This is a genomic window from Streptomyces sp. NBC_00377 (assembly GCF_036075115.1).
GTDB lineage: Bacteria > Actinomycetota > Actinomycetes > Streptomycetales > Streptomycetaceae > Streptomyces.
In genome coordinates this window covers 2,415,600-2,438,066 of sequence record NZ_CP107958.1, presented here as the reverse complement: position 1 = coordinate 2,438,066, position 22,467 = coordinate 2,415,600, and the positions used below count along the sequence as shown (strand labels likewise).

Below are 22,467 nucleotides of genomic sequence, written 5' to 3'. Positions count from 1 at the left end.
CTCACGGTGCGCCCGGGGTGACTCCGGCGAACTCCGCGCCCGCGTCCCGCAGGCGCTCGTGCAGGCCCTGGAACACGGCCGCCGAGCGGGTCCCCGGCCAGTCCCGGGGGAGCAGGCGGGCGGGCAGGCCGGGGTCGCTGTAGGGCAGGTGACGCCAGGAGTCCAGAGCGAGCAGGTAGTCGCGGTAGGCCGCCTCCGGCGGGGTGTCCGGACGCTGTCGCCAGGCGTGCAGCACGCGCGCGTGGGCGTCGAGGAACGTCTCGTGCTGCTTGGCGATGGCCGCCAGGTCCCACCAGCGGGCGACGGACTCACCGGTCGGCGAGAAACCGAGGTGCTCGCCGCGGAAAAGGTCGACGTAAGGGTCGAGACGCAGCCGCTCGAGGGTGTGCCGGGTCTCGTCGTGCAGCCGCGCCGGCGCGATCCACACCCCAGGTGCGGCGGTACCGAACCCCAGGCCCGCGAGCCGCGACCGCAGCACGTGCCGCTTCTGCCGCTCCGACTCCGGCACCGAGAACACCGCCAGCACCCAGCCCTCGTCCGCGGGTGGGGCCGTCGCGTAGATGCGCCGGTCGCCGTCGTCGAGCAACTGCCGTGCCTCGTCGGAGAGTTCGTAACCGGCCGCGCCCTGCGCCGTACGGCCCGGCAGCAGCAGCCCGCGCCGCTTCAGCCGGGACACCGAGGAACGGGCGGAGGGCGCGTCGACACCGACCGCGGCGAGCAGCCGGATCAGCTCGGCGACGGGCACCGGGCCCGGGGCGAAGCGGCCGTACGCGCCGTAGAGCGTGACGATGAGAGACCGGGGTGCGGGCTGATCGGACACGTTGATCATCTTAGGTCTTCGGCATCACTGCTGGTCACCATCGGTGTCATCACCGATGTGATGGCTTCCCGCGTGGTTTTGGGCGTGGCTTTCGGTTCGCCCCCGGGCGTCGCCTCCACCACGCAGCCGGAATCGCTGGAGTTTTCCGGTGGCCGTGCGCGGCAGCGCGTCCAGGAAGACGAACTCGCGCGGGCACTTGTACGGCGCCAACTCCTGCTTGAGGAAGGTGCGCAGGACCTCCGCGTCGCGCCGGGCGCCCTCCCGCAGGACGGCGAACGCGACGACCGCCTGTCCCCGGCGCGCGTCGGGCCGTCCGACGACCGCCGCCTCCAGCACCTCCGGGTGCCGCAGCAGCGCCTCCTCGACCTCCGGGCCCGCGATGTTGTACCCGGCCGAGATGATCATGTCGTCGGCGCGGGCGACGTACCGGAAGTAGCCGTCGGACTCACGGACGTAGGTGTCGCCGGTGACGTTCCAGCCGTCGCGCACGTACTGCCGCTGCCGGGGGTCGGCGAGGTAGCGGCAGCCGACCGGACCGCGCACCGCGAGCAGTCCGGGTTCGCCGTCGGGCACCGGCTCCCCGCCGGCGTCCTGCACGCGCGCGTGCCAGCCGGGGACGGGGACGCCGGTCGTACCGGGACGGATGTGTTCGTCGGCGGCCGAGATGAAGATGTGCAGCAGCTCGGTGGCCCCGATGCCGTTGATCAGCCGGAGCCCGGTCCGCTCGTGCCAGGCCCGCCAGGTGGCGCCGGGCAGGTTCTCACCGGCGGAGACACAGCGGCGCAGCGAGGAGACGTCGTGCGGGCCGGGGCCGTTCCCCTCGTGCGGGCGGTTCAGGTCGTCGAGCATCGCGCGGTAGGCGGTGGGCGCGGTGAACAGCACGCTCACCCGGTGTTCGGCGATGGCGGGCAGCAACTGCCGGGGGCCGGCCTGTTCGAGGAGCAGGGCGCTGGCGCCGGCCCGCATCGGGAAGACGACCAGCCCGCCGAGGCCGAAGGTGAAGCCGAGCGGGGGACTGCCGGCGAACACGTCGTCCGCAAGGGGCTTCAGCACATGGCGGGAGAAGGTGTCGGCGACCGCCAGGACGTCCCGGTGGAAGTGCAGACAGCCCTTGGGGCGCCCGGTGGTTCCGGAGGTGAACGCGATCAGCGCCACGTCGTCGGACGCGGTCTCGACGGCCTCGTACGGTGCCGTCGGCGCCGGCCGGTTCAGCAGGTCGTCGGGGGCGTCACCGCCGTACGTCGTGATCCGGAGCCCGGGTACCTCCGCCTTGGCGAGATCGTCGACGGCCCTGATGTCGCACAACGCGTACCCCACCCGCGCGATGTCGCACATGGTGCGCAGCTCGTTCGGCCGCTGCTGTGCCAGGACGGTGACCGCGATCGCGCCCGCCTTCAGCACCGCCAGCCAGCAGGCCGCGAGCCAGGGCGTGGTGGGGCCGCGCAGCAGCACCCGGTTGCCGGGGACGACCCCGAGTTCGCCGCTCAGCAGATGCGCGATCCGGTCGACGCGGGCGCGCAGTTCCCCGTATGTCCAGGACGGCCCGGAGGGGGTGTGGAAGACGGGCCGGTCCGGGGCCGCCCGGTCGAGCAGTTCGGCGGCGCAGTTCACCCGGTCGGGGTAGCCCAGGCAGGGCAGTTCGAAGCGGAGGTCGGGCCAGTCGCCGGGCGGCGGAAGGTGGTCACGCGCGAAGGTGTCGACGTGGGCCGAGACGTTCATGGGCGTTCGCCCCCCTTGCCTGGATGGACTGTCCGGCTGGGCTGCCCGGGTGGGCGTCGTCCTGGGGTCGCACAGGGAGCGTAGCGCGTTGGTGACGACAGTCAACGGTACGCGATATCGTCGTACGGCGGGCGCTGCGCACGGCGGTGCCGGTCATGGTGCGCCAGGTATGAGAGGTGCCGGGTGCGGCACCCGCACGGCACGCGACGCACGGACGGCACAGACGGCACGGACGGCACGGATGGGATGTACGGCGAAGGGGACAGGCGATGCCCGCATTCTCGCTCGAACCGGAACAGACCGCCTGGTGCGCCGAGCTGCGGTCCCTGGCCGCCGAGCGGCTGCGCCCCCTCGCCGAGAAGGGCGAACCGGGCCGCGTCAACCGCCCGCTGATCGCCGAACTCGGCCGACTGGGCCTGCTGCCGCGGCTGTTCACCTCCGGCGCCGTCGACCTGTGCCTGATGCGGGAGTCCCTCGCGTACGCCTGCACCGAGGCGGAGACCGCGCTCGCCCTGCAAGGACTGGGTGCGCATCCGGTCCACGCCCACGGCACCCCCGCCCAGCGGCAGCGCTGGCTGCCCGGCGTGACCGAGGGCACCGCGGTCGCCGCGTTCGCCCTGAGTGAGCCCGGCGCGGGCTCGGACGCGGCGGCACTGTCGCTGGCCGCCGACCCGGAGGGCCCGGACGGCTGGCGGCTGACCGGCGAGAAGTGCTGGATCTCCAACGCTCCCGAAGCCGACTTCTACACCGTCTTCGCCCGCACCACCCCGGGGGCCGGCGCCCGCGGCGTCACCGCGTTCCTCGTGCCCGCGGACCGCCCCGGCCTCACCGGCTCCGCCCTCGACATGCTCTCCCCGCACCCCATCGGCGCCCTCCGCCTGGACGCCGTCCCCGTCACGGCGGACGACGTGCTCGGCGAGCCCGACCGCGGCTTCCGGGTCGCCATGGGCACCCTCGACCTGTTCCGCCCCAGCGTCGGCGCCTTCGCCGTCGGCATGGCACAGGCGGCCCTCGACGCGACCCTCGCCCACACCGCCCGACGGGAGGCGTTCGGCGGGAGGCTGAGCGGCCTCCAGGCGGTCGCCCACCAGGTCGCCGAGATGGCCCTGCGCACGGAGGCCGCGCGCCTGATGGTCCTCGCCGCGGCGACGGCGTACGACGACGGAGCGCCTGACCTCCCCCGACGTGCCGCGATGGCCAAGCTGTTCGCCACCGAGACCGCGCAGTACGTCGTCGACACGGCCGTCCAACTCCATGGCGCCCGGGCGCTGCACCGAGGCCACCTGCTCGAGCATCTCTACCGGGAGGTGCGCGCGCCGCGGATCTACGAGGGCGCCAGCGAGGTCCAACGAAGCATCATCGCCAGGGAGTTGTACGCCGGACTCGTGGACCGGGAGGCGAGGTGAGCACCGAGCGCGTCAACCCGCCCCAACTCTCCCCGCCGGTGGGCTTCTCCCACGCCGTCGTCGCCGCCGGTGAGCGGATCGTCTTCCTGGCCGGCCAGACCGCGCTCGACGCCGAGGGGAAGGTGGTGGGCGAGTCGTTGCCGGAGCAGTTCGGCCGGGCGCTGAGCAATCTGCTCGCGGCGCTGACTGCGGCGGGCGGCACGGCCTCGGACCTGGCGCGCGTCACCGTGTACGTCACGGATGTCGCCGCGTATCGAGAGCAAGCAGCCGAACTGGGCTCGATCTGGCGGGAGTTGGCCGGCCGTGACTATCCGGCGATGGCGGTCGTCGGGATCGTGCGGCTCTGGGACGAGCAGGCTCTCGTCGAGCTGGACGGGGTCGCGGTGCTGGACCGGTGACCGGGAGAGTCCCCGCGATCAGCGAACGGGGTCGGCGACCGGGACCGACGGCCGGCACCCGTCACGCGTCGTCGGCCGCCGGGCGTCGGTCACCGGGTTCCGCCGGGCGGCGACGGTCGGCTGTGCGGTCCGTCGGGCGGCACCGTGTGTGCGGTCCGTCAGGCGGCGACGGTCAGCTGGGCGGCGGTCACCCGGTGCGGGTCCACGACCCGGCCGTCGGGCAGCAGCTCGCCGGAGTCGTCGAAGAGGATCGTGCCGTCGCACAGCAGGTTCCAGCCCTGCTCGGGGTGGGCGGCGACGATGTGCGCGAGGTGGGCCGGGCGGGCGTCGGCCGAAGCACCGGGGAGCTGGTGAGAACACATGGAGCACCTCCACGTCGGTGGGGTCGGCGGTGTGGTCGGCCCCCATGGGTAGACCATGCGCCCGGCCCGCGGGCATCACCAGAGGGTGCCCGCAAGCGTGACAGCACCAGGACAACTCCAGGACCGTTCGCCGACGACCGGGGCGGACTCGCCACCGAAGGAGTGACGATCACCGCCATGAGCGGGTCCGCCCGGTACCTGTGGAGCCCCCCCACCACAGGAGGTTCTTCCATGTCGTTGCGTCCAGCCCTCACCGCGGCCGCCGGTGCCGTTCTGCTCCTGCTCGCCGCCCCGGCGGTCACGGCCGCCGCCGATCCCTCGGAGTCCGTCACCGTCGCCCCGGTCGGCCGTATCGCCCCGGACGGCACCGTCACCCTCTCCGGCACGTACCGCTGCGTCGGCGACTCCGGCCCTGTCTTCGTCAGCTCCTCGATCGGCCAGAGTTCCGGCAACGGACGGCACGGCATCGGCGGCACCCGTGCCGTGTGCGACGGCGCCGAGCACACCTGGGAGAACACGGGCAAGACCACTCCCAACGACCTCGAACCCGGCGCGGCGCACGTCGAGGCCACGCTGATGGAGCTCCGCCCCCAGGGCGGCCTGCCCCTGCCCCACTTCCACGCGGCACAGGAGCGGGACATCACCCTGTCCGCCGGCTGAGCGGCGGGTCCCCGGCGGCCGGTCCCGGGCGGCGGGCCCCGCCGCCGTGCGGACCGGCGTCCCGGGACCGCGAGGCCGCCCGGCGCCCCGGGGCCGCCGGGCCGCCCGACGTGTGGAGGTTCGGCCCGCCCCGCGTGCTCTCAGACGGGGTATGCGTGGGTCTGGGCCGCCTTCACCGTCGCCCAGACCCCCGCGCCCGGATGCAGATCGAGTTCGGCGGCGGCGACCGTGGTGAGGTCCGCGACCAGCGGGAGCTCTCCGGTGAGGTCGGCGCGGATCTGGTCGCCGTGGGTCTCCAAACCGGCGACCCGGCACTGCCAGAGGTTACGGGCGCTGGAGCCGAGGGGCCGTTCGCGGTAGAGGGTGACCGCGCTCGGCGGGAACGCCACGAAGACCGGCCCCGACAGGTTCTCCGTGGTGGTCAGGCACGGACCGGCGTCGAGACGGACGGTGTGACCGTCGGCCTCGCCCCGGTAGAGATTCAGACCGACCAACTGGGCGATGTAGTCCGTACGGGGATGACGGGCGATGTCGGACGGGACACCCTCCTGGACGACCCGGCCGTGCTCGACGACGACCAGCCGGTCGGCGAGCACCATGGCGTCCAGAGGGTCATGGGTGACCAGGACGGCGACGGCCTCGAACTCGGCCAGATGGCGGCGGAGTTGCGAGCGGACCTCCAGGCGGGTGCGGGCGTCCAGCGCTGCCAGCGGCTCGTCGAGGAGCAGCAGACGCGGGCGGGTGGCCAGTGCCCGGGCCAGGGCGACCCGCTGGGCCTGCCCGCCGGACAGCTTGCGCGGCTTGGCGTCGGCGTGCTCCGCGAGGCCCAGGCGGTCCAGCCACTCGGCGGCCCGCGCCCGCGCCTGCGCCCTCGTCGCACCCTGGCAGCGCGGCCCGAAGGCCACGTTGTCCAGCGCGGTCAGGTGCGGGAAAAGCAGGTAGTCCTGGAAGACGACGCCGACCGGGCGGGACTCCGGCGGCGTACGGTCCAGCGCCGCGCCGTCCAGCCGCAGACGACCGCCGGTGAGCGGCGTGAGACCGGCGAGGGCGCGCAGGGCGGTGGTCTTCCCGGCGCCGTTGGGGCCGAGCAGGGCGACGACTTCACCGGGCGCGACCGTCATCGGCACATCGAGCCGGAACGTGCCGCGTTCCACGACGAGGTGGGCGTCGAGTCCGGCCTCGGCGGCGGAGGCCGCGCCCGCGAAGGCGACGGGGACCGTGGGGGCAGCGGGGCCGTCGTGGGCGGGGCGGTCCTCGGGGGCGGCGGAGGCGCCGTCGCGGGGCCGGATCACGGGGCTGTCATCCAGCGGTCGCGCAGGCCCGCCAGCACCGCGACGGACACGGCCAGCAGGACCAGGCTGAGGGCGATGGCGGCCTCCGGGTCGCTTTGCAGGGCCAGGTACACGGCCAGCGGCATGGTCTGGGTGCGGCCGGGGAAGTTGCCGGCGAAAGTGATGGTCGCGCCGAACTCGCCGAGCGCCCGGGCCCAGGCGAGTACCGCGCCGGCCGCGATGCCCGGCGCGATCAGCGGCAGCGTGACCCGGCGGAAGGCGGTGAAGCGGGAGGCGCCGAGGGTGGCGGCCGCCTCCTCGTAGCGCGGGTCGGCGGCGCGCAGGGTGCCCTCGACGCTGATCACGAGGAACGGCATGGCGACGAACGCCTCGGCGATCACGACGCCGGCGGTGGTGAACGGGAGGGTGACGCCGAACCAGGAGTCGAGCCACCTCCCGACGATGCCGTTGCGGCCGAGCGCCATCAGCAGGGCCACACCGCCGACCACCGGCGGCAGCACGAGCGGCAGCGTGACGAGGGCCCGGACCAGGCCGCGTCCGGGGAACTCGACCCGGGCAAGCAGCCAGGCCAGCGGCACGCCGACGACCAGGCTCACCGCGGTGGCGGCGGTGGCGCAGACCAGGGACAGCCGCAGCGCCTCCCACACCTCGGCGCCGGTCAGCAGCTCGGGCAGGCTGCGCCACGGGGCCCGTACGAGCAGGGCGATCAGCGGCACGACGAGGAACGCCAGGCCGATCAGCGCGGGCACCAGCAGCGGCAGCGGCACGCCCCGCGTCCGGCCCCGGAGGCGCCGCCGCCGCGGACCGCCGCGCAGGGTGTCGGCCGCGGCGCCGGACCGGTCGAACGGGGTCACGGCTTGAGGAACCCGGCCTCGGTCAGGACCTTCTGGCCCTCGGCGGACCGCACCAGCGCGATGAACGCCAGGGCGGCACCGGCGTTCCGCGCGCCCTTCAGCCGGACGATCGGGTAGTCGTTGACGGCGTCGGCCGACTCGGGGAACTCCACGCCCTCCACCTTGTCACCCGCGGCGTGCACATCCGTCTTGTAGACGACGGCCGCGTCGGCCTCCTTCAGCCTGACCTTCGTCAGGGCGGCCTTGACGTCCTGCTCGTAGGAGACGGGGGTGAGCTTCAGCCCGCCGGCGTCGAGGGCTTTCTGGGCGGCCGCGCCACAGGGCACGGTCCTGTCGCACAGTACGACCTTCAGGCCCGACCCGGTGAGGTCCTTGAGACTGGAGACCTTGTCGGGGTTGCCCGGCAGGGTGGCGATCTCGAGCTGGTTGCGGGCGAAGGTGGCGGGGGCGCCGGAGGCGTCGCCCGCGTCCGTCACGATGGCCATCGTCTTCGGGCTGGCGGAGGCGAACACGTCCGCCGGGGCGCCGCCGGTGATGCTCGCGGCGAGGGAGTCGCTGCCGCCGAAGCTGAAGGTGACCTTCGTCCCCGGGTGCGCCTTCTCGAACTCCTCGCCCAGCGTCGTGAAGCTCTCCTTCAGCGAGGCCGCGGCGAACACGGTCACCGCCCCGGAGACCCTGCCCGGGGCGGAGGCGGACGCCGAGTCCGACGCCCCGGACGAGGAGTCCGAGCCGGACGACGAACAGGCGCTCAGGGCCAGCAACGCGGCGGCTCCCAGGGCGGCCACCTGTATCGGCCGGCCGGTCCGGCGCGCGGTACGGGTCATCACGGGTCCACTCCCTCTGGTCCTGACGGACACGGTCGTCCGCGCTGCTGACGGATGCTCCCGCCCGCGGCCCTGGCGCCCGCCTGCGCGGCGGTGGTTCACCGCAGTCGTCGGGCACACCAGGGGGTCTGCGCCGACGCCGGGCGAGGCGGCGGCGTGCCGGTCCGGAAGCTGCGCATGCGCGCAGCCGCATGCCTGATGATACTGCCGCAGATGCGAGGTGAAAGTCTCCTGTTGCTTCGCATGAGCAGGAATGGTGATCGCATCAGGTGGCATGTGCGTTCGTACGGAAGGCGTTCTCGGGCACGGCCGTCCAGGCACGCCGTCCGGGCAGGGCCATCCAGGCAGGGGTGTCCGGGCGCGAGCCCTCCTGCGCGAAGGCCGTCCGGGCAGGGTGGTGGTCCGGGCAGGCCGGCGTCCGGCGCGCCGGCACCGGGGCGTTCGGTCGAACGACAGGGGCCGCCTTCGCACGCGGGTCGGCTGCGCCGGGCGAGGGAGCGGACCGGTGGCGACCGCGCGAGAGAGGGCGGGGTGGCCGTGGCCCCGACGGCGGCCGTACCGGTGGCGGCGAACGCCGTCGCGCCGTCAGGCCCGGTCGATGTGCACGTTCGTCGACTTCACCCGGGCGGTGGCCTCGACCCCGACCTCGAGCCCCAGTTCCTCCACGGCCTCCCGCGTCAGCAACGACACCAGCCGGTGCGGCCCGGCCTGGATCTCCACCTGGGCGGCGACGTCACCGAGTTTCACGGCCGTGACGATGCCGGGGAAGGCGTTGCGGACCGAGGTGTACGAGGCGCCCTCCTCGGCGCCACCGCTCTTGGCCAGCTCCACCGAGAAGGCGGCCAGATCCCTGCCGTCGATGAGGCGTCGCCCGCCCTCGTCCCGGTGCGTGGCCATCCGGCCGGCGTCCGCCCACCGGCGCGCGGTGTCCGGGCTCACCCCGAGCAGACGTGCTGCCTGGCCGATCGTGTAGGACTGCATACGCGCCAAGATAGGCGATCCCCGCCGGCCCGTCCGCGTGCGGCGGCGCGCACCCTGCGGACCCTCGGGCTGAGCCTGTTGCCGCAGTCTGCTCAGCCCTGAGCGGGGGACACTTCCCGGAGAGGCCGCCACACCCCCTCTCGCCCGGCATCGACGCCCGTCAGGAGGAGTGTCGAGGGTGATCTTCCTCGGAGCCCTCAGATGTCCCGGAAGATGTCGATCTGCGCTCCGACGGAGTTCAGCCGCTCGGCCAGGTCCTCGTAGCCGCGGTTGATGACGTAGACGTTGCGCAGCACCGAGGTGCCCTCCGCCGCCATCATCGCCAGCAGGACGACCACCGCGGGACGCAGGGCCGGCGGGCACATCATCTCGGCGGCCCGCCAGCGGGTCGGGCCCTCGACCAGCACCCGGTGCGGGTCGAGGAGTTGGAGCCGGCCGCCGAGCCGGTTCAGGTCCGTCAGGTAGATCGCGCGGTTGTCGTAGACCCAGTCGTGGATGAGGGTCTTGCCCTGCGCCACGGCTGCGATGGCCGCGAAGAAGGGGACGTTGTCGATGTTCAGGCCGGGGAACGGCATGGGGTGGATCTTGTCGATCGGGGCCTCCAGCTTGGAGGGCCGGACCGTGAGGTCCACCAGCCGGGTGCGGCCGTTGTCGGCCGGGTACTCCGGTGTCCGGTCGTGGTCGAGGCCCATCTCCTCCAGGACCGCCAGTTCGATCTCCAGGAACTCGATGGGCACCCGGCGCACCGTCAGCTCCGATTCCGTGACGACGGCCGCGGCCAGCAGGCTCATCGCCTCGACCGGGTCCTCGGAGGGGGAGTAGTCCACGTCGACGTCGATCTCGGGCACGCCGTGCACGGTCAGCGTGGTGGTGCCGATGCCCTCGACCCGCACCCCGAGCGCCTCCAGGAAGAAGCACAGGTCCTGGACCATGTAGTTGGAGGAGGCGTTGCGGATGACGGTCACGCCCTCGTACCGGGCGGCCGCCAGCAGGGCGTTCTCCGTGACCGTGTCCCCGCGTTCCGTCAGCACGATCGGCCGGTCGGGGCGGATGGCCCGGTCGACGACGGCGTGGTACTGCCCCTCCGTCGCCGCGACCTCCAGCCCGAAGCGGCGCAGCGCGATCATGTGCGGCTCGATGGTCCGGGTCCCGAGGTCGCAGCCGCCGGCGTACGGCAGCTTGAAGTGGTTCATGCGGTGCAGCAGCGGGCCGAGGAACATGATGATGGAACGGGTGCGCACGGCGGCCTCGGCGTCGATCGACGCCATGTCCAGCCGGGCCGGCGGGACGATCTCCAGGTCGACGCCACCGTTGATCCAACGCGTCCGTACGCCGATGGAGTTCAGGACCTCGAGCAGGCGGTAGACCTCCTCGATCCGGGCGACCCGGCGCAGCACTGTGCGCCCCTGGTTGAGGAGCGAGGCGCACAGCAGTGCCACGCACGCGTTCTTGCTGGTCTTCACGTCGATCGCACCGGACAGCCGACGTCCGCCCACGACCCGCAGGTGCATCGGTCCCGCGTAGCCCAGAGAGACGATTTCACTGTCCAGGGCTTCACCGATTCGAGCGATCATCTCAAGGCTGATGTTCTGGTTGCCTCGCTCGATCCGGTTGACGGCACTCTGGCTGGTTCCGAGCGCCTCGGCCAGCTGCGCCTGTGTCCAGCCTCGATGCTGCCGGGCGTCACGGATGAGCTTGCCGATGCGTACGAGGTAGTCGTCTGCCATGGGGTTGAGGTTATCTCAGATATGAGATGGCGCCTCTTGGGGGGTCCGTTCGGGTGACGTCCCGTCAATGGTGCCTGGCCTTACGCGTGCGGCGCCACCCGAAAGGTCCCGGCAAATCCACTGATGTCGTGGTACGACCGGTGCTGCTGTGCGTCTGGCGCGGCCCGTGCCGACCGCCGCCGGTCGTGATCGACCAGGAGTGCCGGTTGATGTTGAGCCGCACCCCGGGGAGGATGCGGAAGCTCTTGCGGAAGGTGAGGGGCATCGGGTCTCCTTCGTCGCGAAGTGTCCGTCGGGCGACGTCTACCCCGACTGGGCGGCCCCATGACCGGCCGCTCGCACAGCGCACGGCCCAACCGACCGGCCCAGTACCGGAGATGCCCCGCTTGGCCGTCGGCGCGAGCCCGACGGAACCGGGGGAGGACCTCGGGGGGCGTACCGGGAAACCGGGAGCGCGAGGGGCGGGGCGTAACGGAAGGCCGGGAGTGCGAGGGGGCGGACGGGCGCGCGCCGATCGGGCGGGACGTTTCTCCGCGCCGGGCCTCCGTGCCTCGGCCCCGTTCTTCCCCTCGCGCGGTCGACATGGCCGACGGGAACCGGAATCCGACATTCCCCCGGAGGAGGCAGGGAGGTCCTTTGACGGCGAAGTCAGTCGGCTGCGATGCCCTGACCTTGAGCGACTGGGTTCGATGGCAAACGATCGCTCTCGGCGGGTGTCTCTCGTGTTCCGGCTCAGGGGATCTGGTCCGAAGCCGCGGCCGTGACCTGGGGTGACCAGAACGGTCGAGACACCTGGGTGGCCGAAAAAATCTCAGTTGATCTGCGACCTGGCGCCTGAATACTGGCTGTCGTCTCAGTTGATCTGGACTGCTTCCGTCGTTTTGAACTGGACCAGTGGAAGGGCCTGCGAGATTGACCATGCACGATGACCAAGTGGACGTGACCACCGACATCGTGGCGACCTTGATCCAAGAACAGTTCCCTCAGTGGAGCGGCAAGGCGATCCGACTCCTGGCGTCGACCGGGACGGTCCACGCCATCTTCCGCATCGGGGACGACCTCTCCGCGCGTTTCCCGCTGCGTCTGACCGATGCCGCGGAGGCGCTGGCGGTTCTGGAACGGGAAGCCCAGGCGAGCGCGGAGCTGGCACAGGTGTCTCGGTTTCCCGTTCCGGAACCCGTCGCCCTGGGAAAGCCTGGAGCGGGTTATCCCATGCCGTGGTCGGTCCAGACGTGGCTGCCGGGAACGGTCGCCTTCGATACTGACCCGAGTGGGTCGGACGCTTTCGCCGAGGACCTCGCGGCCTTCATCGCGGCTCTGCGGGAAGCCGAGACGCGGGGTCGGCTTTTCAGCGGCGACAATCGCGGCGGCGTTCTCGCTCACCACGACGTCTGGATGGAGAAATGTTTCGAGGCGAGCCAGGGGCTGCTCGACGTGCCCCGGCTGCGCCGACTGTGGTGCCACTACCGGGAGTTGCCGCGCACGAGTGCCGACGTGATGAGCCACGGCGACCTGATTCCCGGCAATGTACTCGTCGCGGGAGACCGGCTCGGCGGCGTCCTCGACACCGGCGGATTCGGCCCGGCCGACCCCGCGCTGGATCTGGTCAGCGCCTGGCACCTGTTGCAGCCGGGCCCACGGGAAGTGCTCCGGTGGACACTGGCCTGCGACGATCTGGAGTGGGAGCGCGGCAAGGCATGGGCCTTCGAACAGGCGATGGGGCTCGTCTGGTACTACGTCGAGAGCAATCCGACGATGAGCAGAATGGGGCGCCGGACACTCGACCGCATTCTGGAGTCGACGAAGTGATGTCGCCCCGGTCGTAGGCCACGGCAGAGATGATCCTCGATGTCCTCCGCGTCCTCACGGGTGGCCAGGATCTGCGTCGCCGGCCAGACCATCCTCGAACCGACCGCGCCGTCGCGCAGTCCAGCAGTGGACGCCGCCGACACGTGCGTACAGCATCCACGTACGACAGCTCGACGTACGACTCCGGAAGATCCGCCCCGACCGGTACGGCCACCCGGCACCCCCAGTACGTCCCCTCGTGCGACCAGGTTCGCCGGCAAGGAGGCCGGAAGGACTGGGTTCGCTGTCAAACGCCTCGATTGGATGACAGCGGTCAGCAGGGTGCCCGGGCATGACCATTCAGCCCCCATGTACTAGAGTTATCTCGACATCGAGATATCTGCCGAGGCGCCCCGCAGCCGCCGCCCTCTAGTAAGGGTTACCTAACTTAGCCTGACCTTAGCGGATCGGCCAAGCCCGCCTGGCGGCAGGATGCGGTGGTAAGCGCACATCAATGAAGGAGACTGTCGTGTCGGCGAACAGCTTCGACGCCCGCAGCACGCTGCAGGTGGGCGACGAGTCGTACGAGATCTTCCGGCTGGACAAGGTGGAAGGCTCGGCTCGCCTTCCGTACAGCCTGAAGGTGCTGCTGGAGAACCTGCTCCGTACCGAGGACGGCGCGAACATCACCGCCGACCACATCCGTGCCCTTGGCGGCTGGGACTCGCAGGCCCAGCCCAGCCAGGAGATCCAGTTCACGCCGGCCCGCGTGATCATGCAGGACTTCACCGGCGTGCCCTGTGTCGTCGACCTCGCCACCATGCGTGAGGCCGTCAAGGAGCTCGGCGGCGACCCGGCGAAGGTCAACCCGCTCTCCCCGGCCGAGCTGGTCATCGACCACTCCGTCATCGCCGACAAGTTCGGCACCAACGACGCGTTCGCCCAGAACGTCGAGCTGGAGTACGGCCGCAACAAGGAGCGCTACCAGTTCCTGCGCTGGGGCCAGACCGCGTTCGACGACTTCAAGGTCGTCCCGCCGGGCACCGGCATCGTCCACCAGGTGAACATCGAGCACCTCGCCCGCACGGTCATGATCCGTAACGGCCAGGCCTACCCCGACACCCTGGTCGGCACCGACTCGCACACCACCATGGTCAACGGCCTCGGCGTCCTCGGCTGGGGCGTCGGCGGCATCGAGGCCGAGGCCGCGATGCTCGGCCAGCCGGTCTCGATGCTCATCCCGCGCGTCGTCGGCTTCAAGCTCACCGGAGAGCTGCCCACCGGCACCACCGCCACGGACCTCGTGCTCACCATCACCGAGATGCTGCGCAAGCACGGTGTCGTCGGCAAGTTCGTCGAGTTCTACGGTGAGGGCGTCGCCGCCACCTCCCTCGCCAACCGCGCCACCATCGGCAACATGTCGCCGGAGTTCGGCTCCACCGCCGCGATCTTCCCGATCGACGACGAGACCCTGAAGTACCTCAAGCTCACCGGCCGCTCCGAGCAGCAGGTCGCGCTCGTCGAGGCGTACGCCAAGGAGCAGGGCCTCTGGCTGGACCCGAAGGCCGAGCCGGACTTCTCCGAGAAGCTCGAGCTGGACCTGTCGACCGTCGTCCCGTCGATCGCCGGCCCGAAGCGCCCGCAGGACCGCATCGTCCTCGCGAACGCCGCCGAGCAGTTCAAGACGGACGTGCGCAACTACGTCGACGAGGTCGACGAGGCGGGCAAGGAGTCCTTCCCGGCCTCCGACGCCCCGGCCATCCACCCCAACGGCGCCCCGTCCAACCCGGTCACCGTGACCGCCCCCGACGGCTCGACGTACGAGATCGACCACGGCGCGGTGACGGTCGCGGCCATCACCTCCTGCACCAACACCTCCAACCCGTACGTCATGGTCGCCGCCGCGCTCGTCGCGAAGAAGGCCGTGGAGAAGGGCCTGACCCGCAAGCCGTGGGTCAAGACCACCCTCGCCCCGGGTTCGAAGGTCGTCACCGACTACTTCGACAAGGCGGGTCTCACCCCGTACCTCGACAAGGTCGGCTTCAACCTCGTCGGCTACGGCTGCACCACCTGCATCGGCAACTCCGGCCCGCTGCCGGAGGAGGTCTCCAAGGCCGTCAACGACCACGACCTCGCGGTCACCTCGGTCCTCTCCGGCAACCGGAACTTCGAGGGCCGGATCAACCCCGACGTCAAGATGAACTACCTGGCCTCCCCGCCGCTGGTCGTCGCGTACGCCCTCGCGGGTTCCATGAAGGTGGACATCACCAAGGACGCCCTGGGCGCCGACCAGGACGGCAACCCGGTCTTCCTCAAGGACATCTGGCCCTCCGAGGCCGAGGTCAACGACGTCGTGGCGAACGCCATCGGCGAGGACATGTTCAACAAGTCCTACCAGGACGTCTTCGCGGGCGACGCCCAGTGGCAGGCGCTGCCGATCCCGACCGGCAACACCTTCGAGTGGGACACCGAGTCGACCTACGTCCGCAAGCCCCCGTACTTCGAGGGCATGACGATGGAGACCACCCCGGTCTCCGACATCACGGGCGCGCGGGTCCTCGCCAAGCTGGGCGACTCGGTCACCACCGACCACATCTCCCCGGCCGGCGCCATCAAGGCCGACACCCCGGCCGGCAAGTACCTCACCGAGCACGGTGTGGAGCGTCGTGACTTCAACTCCTACGGCTCGCGCCGAGGCAACCACGAGGTCATGATCCGCGGCACGTTCGCCAACATCCGCCTGCGCAACCAGATCGCGCCGGGCACGGAGGGCGGCTACACCCGCGACTTCACCCAGGCGGACGCCCCGGTGTCGTTCATCTACGACGCCTCCCGCAACTACATCGAGCAGGGCACCCCGCTGGCCATCCTGGCCGGCAAGGAGTACGGCTCGGGTTCGTCGCGCGACTGGGCCGCCAAGGGCACCGCCCTGCTCGGCGTCAAGGCCGTCATCGCCGAGTCGTACGAGCGCATCCACCGCTCCAACCTCATCGGCATGGGCGTCCTCCCGTTGCAGTTCCCGGAGGGCACCAACGCCGAGTCCTTCGGTCTGACCGGCGAGGAGACCTTCTCCTTCACCGGCGTCGAGGAGCTCAACAACGGCACCACGCCGCGCACGGTCAAGGTCACCACCGACACGGGCGTCGAGTTCGACGCGGTCGTCCGCATCGACACCCCCGGTGAGGCCGACTACTACCGCAACGGCGGCATCATGCAGTACGTGCTGCGCAGCCTGATCCGCAAGTAACCGCTCGGGCGACCCCGTTCGGTCGCAGAGGGCCGCATTCCCGACGCCGGGGGTGCGGCCCTCTGCCGTGCCGGGGCACGGTGGGGGGCCGGTTCGCGCGGTCCGGCATCGTCGACGGTCACGGCTGCTCCGGGAGCCCCGATTCGCGGGGTCGCCGTACGCAGCCGTTTACAAGTGGCCCGTACGGCGGTACCTTCCGGCACAGGTGAGGTGGGAGCGCTCCCATATCCGCGGCGCCCGGTGGACCGGAACCTGCCGGGCGCGGGTCCGGGAGGCTCCCGCCTCACGCCCCCACACCCGCATCCGCAGTGCACTCCCTGCACGCACGGTCCGTACACACGGAAGGCGGACTCCTTCGCCATGCAACCTGACATGATCACGTCATGTTCGACCTCGCGGTTACGCACCCGAGCCGTCCTGCTCGTCGTCCTCGCCCTGCTGGCCACCGTCCCCGCCCTGGGGCTGATCGTCTCGGCCGGCGGCCCGGCCGAGGCGCACGGCACGCCCATGAAGCCCGCCAGCCGCACCTTCCTGTGCTGGCAGGACGGACTGACCGACACCGGTGAGATCAAGCCGGTCAACCCCGCCTGCCGAAACGCGCAGCAGGTGAGCGGCACCACGCCGTTCTACAACTGGTTCTCGGTGCTGCGCTCCGACGGCGCCGGCCGTACCCGGGGCTTCGTGCCGGACGGCCAGCTGTGCAGCGGCGGCAACACCAACTTCACCGGCTTCGACGCGCCCCGCAGCGACTGGCCGCTCACCCATCTCACCTCGGGCGCGAGCGTCGACTTCTCCTACAACGCCTGGGCGGCACACCCGGGTTGGTTCTACGTCTACGTCACCAAGGACGGCTTCGACCCGACCCGGACCCTCACCTGGGACGCCATGGAGGCCCAGCCCTTCCTCTCCGTCGACCACCCGCCGCTCAACGGCAGCCCGGGCACGGTCGAGGCCAACTACTCCTGGACCGGCCGGCTTCCGGCGAACAAGTCCGGGCGGCACATCATCTACATGGTCTGGCAGCGCTCGGACAGCGCCGAGACCTTCTACTCCTGCTCGGACGTCGTCTTCGACGGCGGCAACGGCGAGGTGACCGGTATCCACGAGCCGGGCAACCCCACCGAACCCGTCCCCGGCGCCTGCACCGCCACACGCCGGACCACCAACAGCTGGACCGGTGGGTACCAGTCCGAGGTGACCGTCACCAACACCGGCAATGTCCCGATGCTCGGCTGGATGGTCGACTGGACGCTGCCCGGCGGCCAGTCCGTCGCCAGCCTGTGGAGCGGCAACGCGACCTACAACGGGCAGGCGGTGATGGTCCACAACGCCGACTGGAACGGCTCGTTGAATCCGGGCAGCAGTACGACGTTCGGATACGTCGTCTCCGGCTCGGGCGGTGACAGCGCCACCGGGCTGCCCTGCCGGGTCGGTTGAGCAACTCGGTCGGTCGAGCGAGTCGTGCGGAGCGGACCCGGTGGGCGGTGAACCGCGCCACCGGGTCCGCCGGCCGGACCGGCACCGGAGAGGGCGTAGCCGACCCCTCCCCGAGGCCCGGCCGCGCCATCGGCGTCGCCGGGGCTCCCCAAGCCCCGGCGTCGCCGAGATCACCGGTCTAGGCGACGGCCGACCCCGTGCCGCGCGCCGCGCCGATCAGGTCGGTGAGCGCCGCGTCGTCGTAGACGGAGATGTCCACGAAGGCACCCTCAGGCAGGTCGAAGTCCTCGACCTCGTAGTCCAGCACCGCCGTGGTCCCGGGCGGGCTGAAGGTGCCGAGGTTGTGGGTCACGCCACCGGACGAGTAGCTGACCTTGACGTAGTACGTGTCACCGTCGTTCGCCGTGTCGTACACCCACAGCTTCTCGTCGTTGGGGTGGAACTCCACCTTGCCGACGAAGGCGCCGGAGTCGACCAGCTCCATCTTCACGGCGTAGCCGCCGGCGTCCTTCGCGAAGTACGTGTTGTCGAACGGGTCGGTGAGGTTGCCACCGCTGCACGGGCAGTTGTCGGTGTCGTAGTAATAGGCGTGGAACGTCGGGTTGGGACTGTACGCCTGCGCCGGAGCCGCCGTGGCGAACAGGGCCCCCGCTCCCAGTGCCGCACCCGCGAGGAACCCCGTGAACCGTCCGATGATGCTCATGTACCGCTTTCCCCCTCCATGACGGACCGCCCGCTGTACACCCGGCGGCAGGATGATTCTGGAACACGGGTGACGCCCGGTACAGCGGACCATCGCTGTTGGTTACCGGATCATGACAACAACTCGACCTCCGCGAGGCTGACTCGGCCGCCCGTGCCCGTCCCTCCCGCGCCGGCGTCGAACACCAGCCGGTAGTGGGCGTAGGTCCCCGGCCGGGTGACCGTGAAGGCACGTGTCTGCCGGTCCCACGGGAAGGTCTGGCCGGCACGGCGGTCCAGGTCGGTCCACGTCAGGCCGTCGGCGGACCCCTGGAGTGTCCATCCCGCAGGCGCCTGGGCGCGGTCGGCCGACGTCAGCGTGTACTGCGCCGCCTTCGTCGCGGCCGTGACCGGCAGGGCGAGTGCACCCGAGACCGTCTCCCCCGTCGCCGAGGTGTCGTCGTACAGCCCGCCCGGGCCCCGCAGTACGTCGGTGCGGGGCGCCGGCGCCCTGTCGTCCCGGGTGATCGAGACCGGACCCGCGTTCTTCCCGGATCCCCACGCCGAGGGCCGGGGCCCCATGTCGAACTCCAGGACCCCGCCCTTGGCCAGGAGCGTGTGGGGCAGCGAAGTCGACGTCCAGGCGCGGCCGTTGACCCTCAGACCCTGGACGTACACGTTCCTGGCGCTGTTCCTCGGCGCCCTGACGACCAGGTCCCTGCCGTTCTCCAGGTGCACGGTGGCCTTGGTGAACAGCGGGGAGCCGACGGCGTATTCGCCGCTGCCCATGACCAGCGGATAGAAGCCGAGCGCGGAGAACAGGTACCAGGCCGACTGCTCCCCGTTGTCCTCGTCCCCGTGGTACCCCTGTCCGATCGAACTGCCGGTGTAGAGCCGGGAGAGCACCTCGCGCGCCTTCGCCTGGGCCTTCCAGGGCTGCCCCGCCGCGTCGTACATGTAGATCGAGTGGTGGGCGACCTGGTTGGAGTGCCCGTACATGCCCATCCGCACGTCCCGCGCCTCGGTCATCTCGTGGATGACCCCGCCGTACGAACCCGCGAACTCCGGGGAGGCGGTCTCCGGGGTCGCGAAGTAGGCGTCCAGCTTCTTCGCCAGTCCGTCGCGTCCGCCGTACAGGTTGGCGAGGCCGCGGCTGTCCTGCGGGGCGGTGAAGGCGTAGCCCCAGCCGTTGGTCTCGGTGTAGTCGTAGCCCCACACCCGGGGGTCGTAGCTCTCCGACGCCACCCGCCAGTCGCCCTTCTCGTCCTTGCCCTGGAAGAAACCGGCCTTGGAGTCGAAGAGGTGCACATAGCCCTGGGCGCGGTTGAGGAAGTACTCGGCCTCGTCCCGGTAGCGTTTCTCGCCGGTCCTGCGGTACAGGCCCTGGCCCATGCGGGCGATGCCGTAGTCGTTGAGGTAGCCCTCCAGCGCCCATGACAGGCCCTCGTGCGTGGCGGTGCTGGTGTAGCCGAGGAAGGGGGAGGTGGACATGCCCTTGCGGCCCACCCCCGACGTCGGGGGCACGACCGTGGCGTTCTTCAGGGCCGCCTCGTACGCGGCCTCGGCATCGAACCCGACGCCCTTGACGAACGCGTCCGCGAAGGCGACGTCGGACGAGGTGCCGGTCATCAGGTCCGCGTACCCGGGTGAGGACCAGCGCGAGGTCCAGCCGCCGTCCTTGTACTGCTGGACGAACCCGTCCGTCAGCACCCCGGCCTGGGTGGGCGTGAGCAGGGCGTACGCCGGCCAGGTCGTCCGGTAGGTGTCCCAGAAGCCGTTGTTGACGTAGACCTTGCCGTCCACGATCTTCGCGCCGGTGTGCGTCGGGGTGTCGGGGCCCGGCATCGGCGAGAAGGGCGACGCGTACCGGTACGTCGAACCGACCTTCTCGAAACCGGAGTTGGGGTACAGGTACAGCCGGTACAGGCTGGAGTACAGGGTGGTGAGCTGGTCCTGGCTCGCGCCCTCGACCTCCACCCTGCCGAGCAGCCTGTCCCACTGCCGCTGGGCCCGCTGCTTGACCGTGTCGAAGCCGGTCTCCCGCGGGATCTCCTGGCGGAGGTTGTCGCGGGCCTGGTCGACGCTGATGAGTGAGGTCGCGAGGCGCAGGGTGACCGTGCGGTCGGCGCCCGCGTCGAACCGCAGGTAGCCCTTGACCCCGCCCGACGCACCGTCGGTGACCGGCGCGTCGAACTCGCCGTAGACGAAGAGGCGGGTCGCTCCCGTCGACAGGCCCGACTTCACGTCCGAGTAGCCGGTGACGGTCCCGGTCTCCTTGTCGAGGGTCAGGCCCGCCTGATCGGTGACGTTGTCGAAGACGACGCTCGCGTCCGAGCCCGGGTAGGTGAAGCGCAGGGCGGCCGCGTGGTCGGTCGGTGCCATCTCCGCGGTGAGACCGTTCTGGAAACGGACCCCGTAGTAGTAGGGGCGGGCGGTCTCGTCGACGTGCCGGAACGCCAGGGCACGTGCCGTGCGACCGGTGTCCGGGACGCCGGACGCGGCGGACGGCATCACCTGGAAGGTCTGCCGGTCGCCCATCCACGGACTCGGCTCGTGACTGGCGCTGAACGCCTGGATCGTGGGCAGGTTGTCCGCGTTGTTGGCGCGCGCGTAGTCGTACAGCCAGCCGAGCGTGGACGCGTTGGTCACCGGCGTCCAGAAGTTGAAGCCGTGCGGCACGGCGGTGGCGGGGAACGTGTTCCCGCGCGAGAAGCTCCCGCTGGACTGGGTGCCGCGTGTGGTCAGCGCGTAGTCCGACAGATGCGCCTTCGGTACCTCGGGGGCGGCGGTGCGCAGCGCGATGTCGTCCACCCAGCCCCTGAACCTGGCCGGTCCGCCGGGGGAGTCGTAGGCGAGGAGGATCCGGTCGACGGTCTTCCCGGCCGCCACCGCTCCGATCCCCGAGACCACGTCGTTCCACTGGTTGACGTACAGCACCTTCGAGGCGCCCTGCCCGCGGGGTGTCAGGGGGAAGCCGTACCGGTCCGTAGCCCCGAGTCCGCTGAGATACGTTCCGTCCGTGAAGGCGAGGTCCACGGCGACGTTCGTCGCGGCGTAGTCGCGGTCGCCGTCCGCCATGCCGGGGAAGATCCGGTACGCCAGCTGCGTGCGCGAGCCGACCCGCACGTTCACGTCGAAGACCTTGTTGTACGAGTACGCCCGTCCGGAAGCGCTGTGCCGGCCCGCGTACCGCAGCGCCCGTTTCCCACTGAACCCGGCGCCCGCCTTCGCGGTCGGCGACCCGCTGGGCCCCCGGTCGGCGACGGTGAGCATGTCCGGCGGGACGGGTCCGTCGCCGCCGCCCGTGCCGAACCGTACGTCGGCGAGCTGGAGGATCCCGGCGCCGTGATTGCGGGTGACCTCCAGCCGGAAGTGCCGGTACTCGGCCACGACGGCGGTCGCGAGGGTGAAGGCGCGGGTCTGGAACCGCTCGGCGAAGGTCTCCCCGGAGCGGCTGTCGAGAGGCGTCCAGGCGGTTCCGTCCGCCGAGCCCGACAGGGTCCAGTCGGCGGGGTCCCGCTCGGCGAAGTCGTTGGCCGAGGTCAGTGCGTAGGCGCTCACCCGCGCGGGTTCGTCGAGGTCGAACTCGACCCACCCGGTGGTCGCGAACGTCAGCCACTTGGTGCCCGCCTCGCCGTCGACGAGGTTCTCCTTCACCTCGCCGCCGGCCGTGTTCTCCGCGCTCGCCCGCAGAGCGGTGACCCGGTCGGACACATCGCCGGGGAGGCCGCCGCCGTAGCCGCCGTCCACCCCCGAGGCCCGCTTGGCCCCGCCGGGGCCGGTGTCGACGGTGCTCTGCCAGTCGGGGGCGTGTTCACCCGCCTCGAAGGACGAGGCGAACTCCCGGTCCGGGAGCGGAACGGGCGACGGCAGTGCGACCGCCGTCCCCTGTGCACCGACCGTCATGACCAGAGCAGCCGTGATCACGACCGCCCGCAACCGTCCCAACCGTTGCATGCGTGAGCACCCTCCCCGCGCCGGACAACGCCCCGGACAACGTTGTCCTCCTGGTTGCGCAGGAATCAGTAGGTGGCCAAGTGGACAGTGATGTCAAGGATGTTGATTGCGCCAGACGGGGGCTCATGTCGTGCAATTTTCCAGCAAGGCGCCCACCGGCCGGTCATATTTCCGGGAGGTCTCAACTCGGAAAAGACCACCGGTCAACCTTGCATTCGATCTTGCTCCGTCGGCAGGGAGTGGACTATACCTGTCGGCTATTCGCCCTCGAATCCGTCGATGCCGTCGAACCGCACGATCCGCACGACCCTGCT

17 protein-coding genes are annotated in these 22,467 nt (G+C 71.0%); 6 read left to right on the top strand and 11 right to left on the bottom strand.

The window, feature by feature from the left end; translation table 11 throughout:
* Position 1 precedes the first annotated feature (1 nt).
* Entirely contained in the window at positions 2-829 is an 828-nt protein-coding gene (locus tag OHS71_RS10960; RefSeq protein ID WP_328479206.1) for a PaaX family transcriptional regulator, read from the bottom strand.
* Between the two features lie 15 nt (positions 830-844).
* Positions 845-2,539: an AMP-binding protein gene (locus OHS71_RS10955; RefSeq protein WP_328479205.1), complete on the bottom strand. Its 1,695-nt coding sequence runs from the start codon at positions 2,537-2,539 to the stop codon at positions 845-847.
* Positions 2,540-2,808: 269 nt separating this feature from the next.
* On the opposite strand from OHS71_RS10955, the gene OHS71_RS10950 reads away from it, so the two are divergent.
* Positions 2,809-3,945, top strand: a complete 1,137-nt coding sequence (locus OHS71_RS10950; protein WP_328479204.1) for an acyl-CoA dehydrogenase family protein — start codon at positions 2,809-2,811, stop codon at positions 3,943-3,945.
* Complete coding sequence (locus OHS71_RS10945; RefSeq protein WP_328479203.1) at positions 3,942-4,343, top strand: RidA family protein; 402 nt, start codon at positions 3,942-3,944, stop codon at positions 4,341-4,343. The genes OHS71_RS10950 and OHS71_RS10945 overlap by 4 nt, the downstream gene beginning before the upstream one ends.
* A gap of 158 nt (positions 4,344-4,501) precedes the next feature.
* Here the strand turns inward: OHS71_RS10945 and OHS71_RS10940 are convergent, their stop codons facing one another.
* A complete protein-coding gene (locus tag OHS71_RS10940; RefSeq protein ID WP_328479202.1) occupies positions 4,502-4,705 on the bottom strand; it encodes a DUF5999 family protein in 204 nt (67 codons plus the stop codon).
* 231 nt (positions 4,706-4,936) lie between these two features.
* Between OHS71_RS10940 and OHS71_RS10935 the strand changes: the two genes are divergently transcribed.
* Entirely contained in the window at positions 4,937-5,365 is a 429-nt protein-coding gene (locus tag OHS71_RS10935) for a DUF6299 family protein (RefSeq protein WP_328479201.1), read from the top strand.
* Between the two features lie 140 nt (positions 5,366-5,505).
* Here OHS71_RS10935 and OHS71_RS10930 read toward each other — a convergent pair whose 3' ends face one another.
* From OHS71_RS10930 to OHS71_RS10905, 6 genes are all read right to left on the bottom strand, one after another.
* On the bottom strand, positions 5,506-6,654 hold the full coding sequence (locus OHS71_RS10930) for an ABC transporter ATP-binding protein (RefSeq protein ID WP_443047161.1): 1,149 nt from the start codon (positions 6,652-6,654) through the stop codon (positions 5,506-5,508).
* Positions 6,654-7,511, bottom strand: coding sequence for a molybdate ABC transporter permease subunit (modB, locus tag OHS71_RS10925; protein ID WP_328479199.1), 858 nt, complete (start codon positions 7,509-7,511; stop codon positions 6,654-6,656). Before modB ends, OHS71_RS10930 begins: the two co-directional genes overlap by 1 nt.
* Positions 7,508-8,335, bottom strand: a complete 828-nt coding sequence (gene modA / locus OHS71_RS10920; protein WP_328479198.1) for a molybdate ABC transporter substrate-binding protein — start codon at positions 8,333-8,335, stop codon at positions 7,508-7,510. Before modA ends, modB begins: the two co-directional genes overlap by 4 nt.
* Before the next feature lie 585 nt (positions 8,336-8,920).
* Positions 8,921-9,316, bottom strand: coding sequence for a TOBE domain-containing protein (locus OHS71_RS10915; RefSeq protein WP_328479197.1), 396 nt, complete (start codon positions 9,314-9,316; stop codon positions 8,921-8,923).
* A gap of 197 nt (positions 9,317-9,513) precedes the next feature.
* Positions 9,514-11,043, bottom strand: a complete 1,530-nt coding sequence (locus OHS71_RS10910; RefSeq protein ID WP_328479196.1) for a helix-turn-helix domain-containing protein — start codon at positions 11,041-11,043, stop codon at positions 9,514-9,516.
* Between the two features lie 64 nt (positions 11,044-11,107).
* Positions 11,108-11,308, bottom strand: a complete 201-nt coding sequence (locus OHS71_RS10905) for a DUF4236 domain-containing protein (RefSeq protein ID WP_328479195.1) — start codon at positions 11,306-11,308, stop codon at positions 11,108-11,110.
* A gap of 653 nt (positions 11,309-11,961) precedes the next feature.
* Here OHS71_RS10905 and OHS71_RS10900 point away from each other — a divergent pair.
* The 3 genes from OHS71_RS10900 (at position 11,962) to OHS71_RS10890 (ending at position 17,515) form a co-directional block, all read left to right on the top strand.
* A complete protein-coding gene (locus tag OHS71_RS10900) occupies positions 11,962-12,852 on the top strand; it encodes an aminoglycoside phosphotransferase family protein (protein ID WP_328484470.1) in 891 nt (296 codons plus the stop codon).
* A gap of 508 nt (positions 12,853-13,360) precedes the next feature.
* On the top strand, positions 13,361-16,078 hold the full coding sequence (gene acnA, locus OHS71_RS10895) for an aconitate hydratase AcnA (protein WP_328479194.1): 2,718 nt from the start codon (positions 13,361-13,363) through the stop codon (positions 16,076-16,078).
* A 372-nt stretch (positions 16,079-16,450) separates the two neighbouring features.
* Positions 16,451-17,515, top strand: coding sequence for a lytic polysaccharide monooxygenase auxiliary activity family 9 protein (locus tag OHS71_RS10890; protein WP_328479193.1), 1,065 nt, complete (start codon positions 16,451-16,453; stop codon positions 17,513-17,515).
* Between the two features lie 178 nt (positions 17,516-17,693).
* Here OHS71_RS10890 and OHS71_RS10885 read toward each other — a convergent pair whose 3' ends face one another.
* Together OHS71_RS10885 and OHS71_RS10880 are read right to left on the bottom strand one after the other, a co-directional pair.
* Complete coding sequence (locus tag OHS71_RS10885; RefSeq protein WP_328479192.1) at positions 17,694-18,218, bottom strand: hypothetical protein; 525 nt, start codon at positions 18,216-18,218, stop codon at positions 17,694-17,696.
* A 110-nt stretch (positions 18,219-18,328) separates the two neighbouring features.
* Positions 18,329-22,153: a GH92 family glycosyl hydrolase gene (locus OHS71_RS10880; RefSeq protein WP_328479191.1), complete on the bottom strand. Its 3,825-nt coding sequence runs from the start codon at positions 22,151-22,153 to the stop codon at positions 18,329-18,331.
* Positions 22,154-22,467: the final 314 nt, after the last annotated feature.

Excerpts from the sequence above, each read along its gene's own strand:
- OHS71_RS10960 (WP_328479206.1), bottom strand. The coding sequence starts at position 829 with ATGATCAACGTGTCCGATCAGCCCGCACCCCGGTCTCTCATCGTCACG.
- OHS71_RS10955 (WP_328479205.1), bottom strand. The coding sequence starts at position 2,539 with ATGAACGTCTCGGCCCACGTCGACACCTTCGCGCGTGACCACCTTCCG.
- OHS71_RS10950 (WP_328479204.1), top strand. The coding sequence starts at position 2,809 with ATGCCCGCATTCTCGCTCGAACCGGAACAGACCGCCTGGTGCGCCGAG.
- OHS71_RS10940 (WP_328479202.1), bottom strand. The coding sequence starts at position 4,705 with ATGTGTTCTCACCAGCTCCCCGGTGCTTCGGCCGACGCCCGCCCGGCC.
- OHS71_RS10935 (WP_328479201.1), top strand. The coding sequence starts at position 4,937 with ATGTCGTTGCGTCCAGCCCTCACCGCGGCCGCCGGTGCCGTTCTGCTC.
- modA (WP_328479198.1), bottom strand. The coding sequence starts at position 8,335 with ATGACCCGTACCGCGCGCCGGACCGGCCGGCCGATACAGGTGGCCGCC.
- OHS71_RS10915 (WP_328479197.1), bottom strand. The coding sequence starts at position 9,316 with ATGCAGTCCTACACGATCGGCCAGGCAGCACGTCTGCTCGGGGTGAGC.
- OHS71_RS10910 (WP_328479196.1), bottom strand. The coding sequence starts at position 11,043 with ATGGCAGACGACTACCTCGTACGCATCGGCAAGCTCATCCGTGACGCC.
- OHS71_RS10905 (WP_328479195.1), bottom strand. The coding sequence starts at position 11,308 with ATGCCCCTCACCTTCCGCAAGAGCTTCCGCATCCTCCCCGGGGTGCGG.
- OHS71_RS10900 (WP_328484470.1), top strand. The coding sequence starts at position 11,962 with ATGCACGATGACCAAGTGGACGTGACCACCGACATCGTGGCGACCTTG.
- OHS71_RS10890 (WP_328479193.1), top strand. The coding sequence starts at position 16,451 with ATGATCACGTCATGTTCGACCTCGCGGTTACGCACCCGAGCCGTCCTG.
- OHS71_RS10885 (WP_328479192.1), bottom strand. The coding sequence starts at position 18,218 with ATGAGCATCATCGGACGGTTCACGGGGTTCCTCGCGGGTGCGGCACTG.
- OHS71_RS10880 (WP_328479191.1), bottom strand. The coding sequence starts at position 22,153 with ATGCAACGGTTGGGACGGTTGCGGGCGGTCGTGATCACGGCTGCTCTG.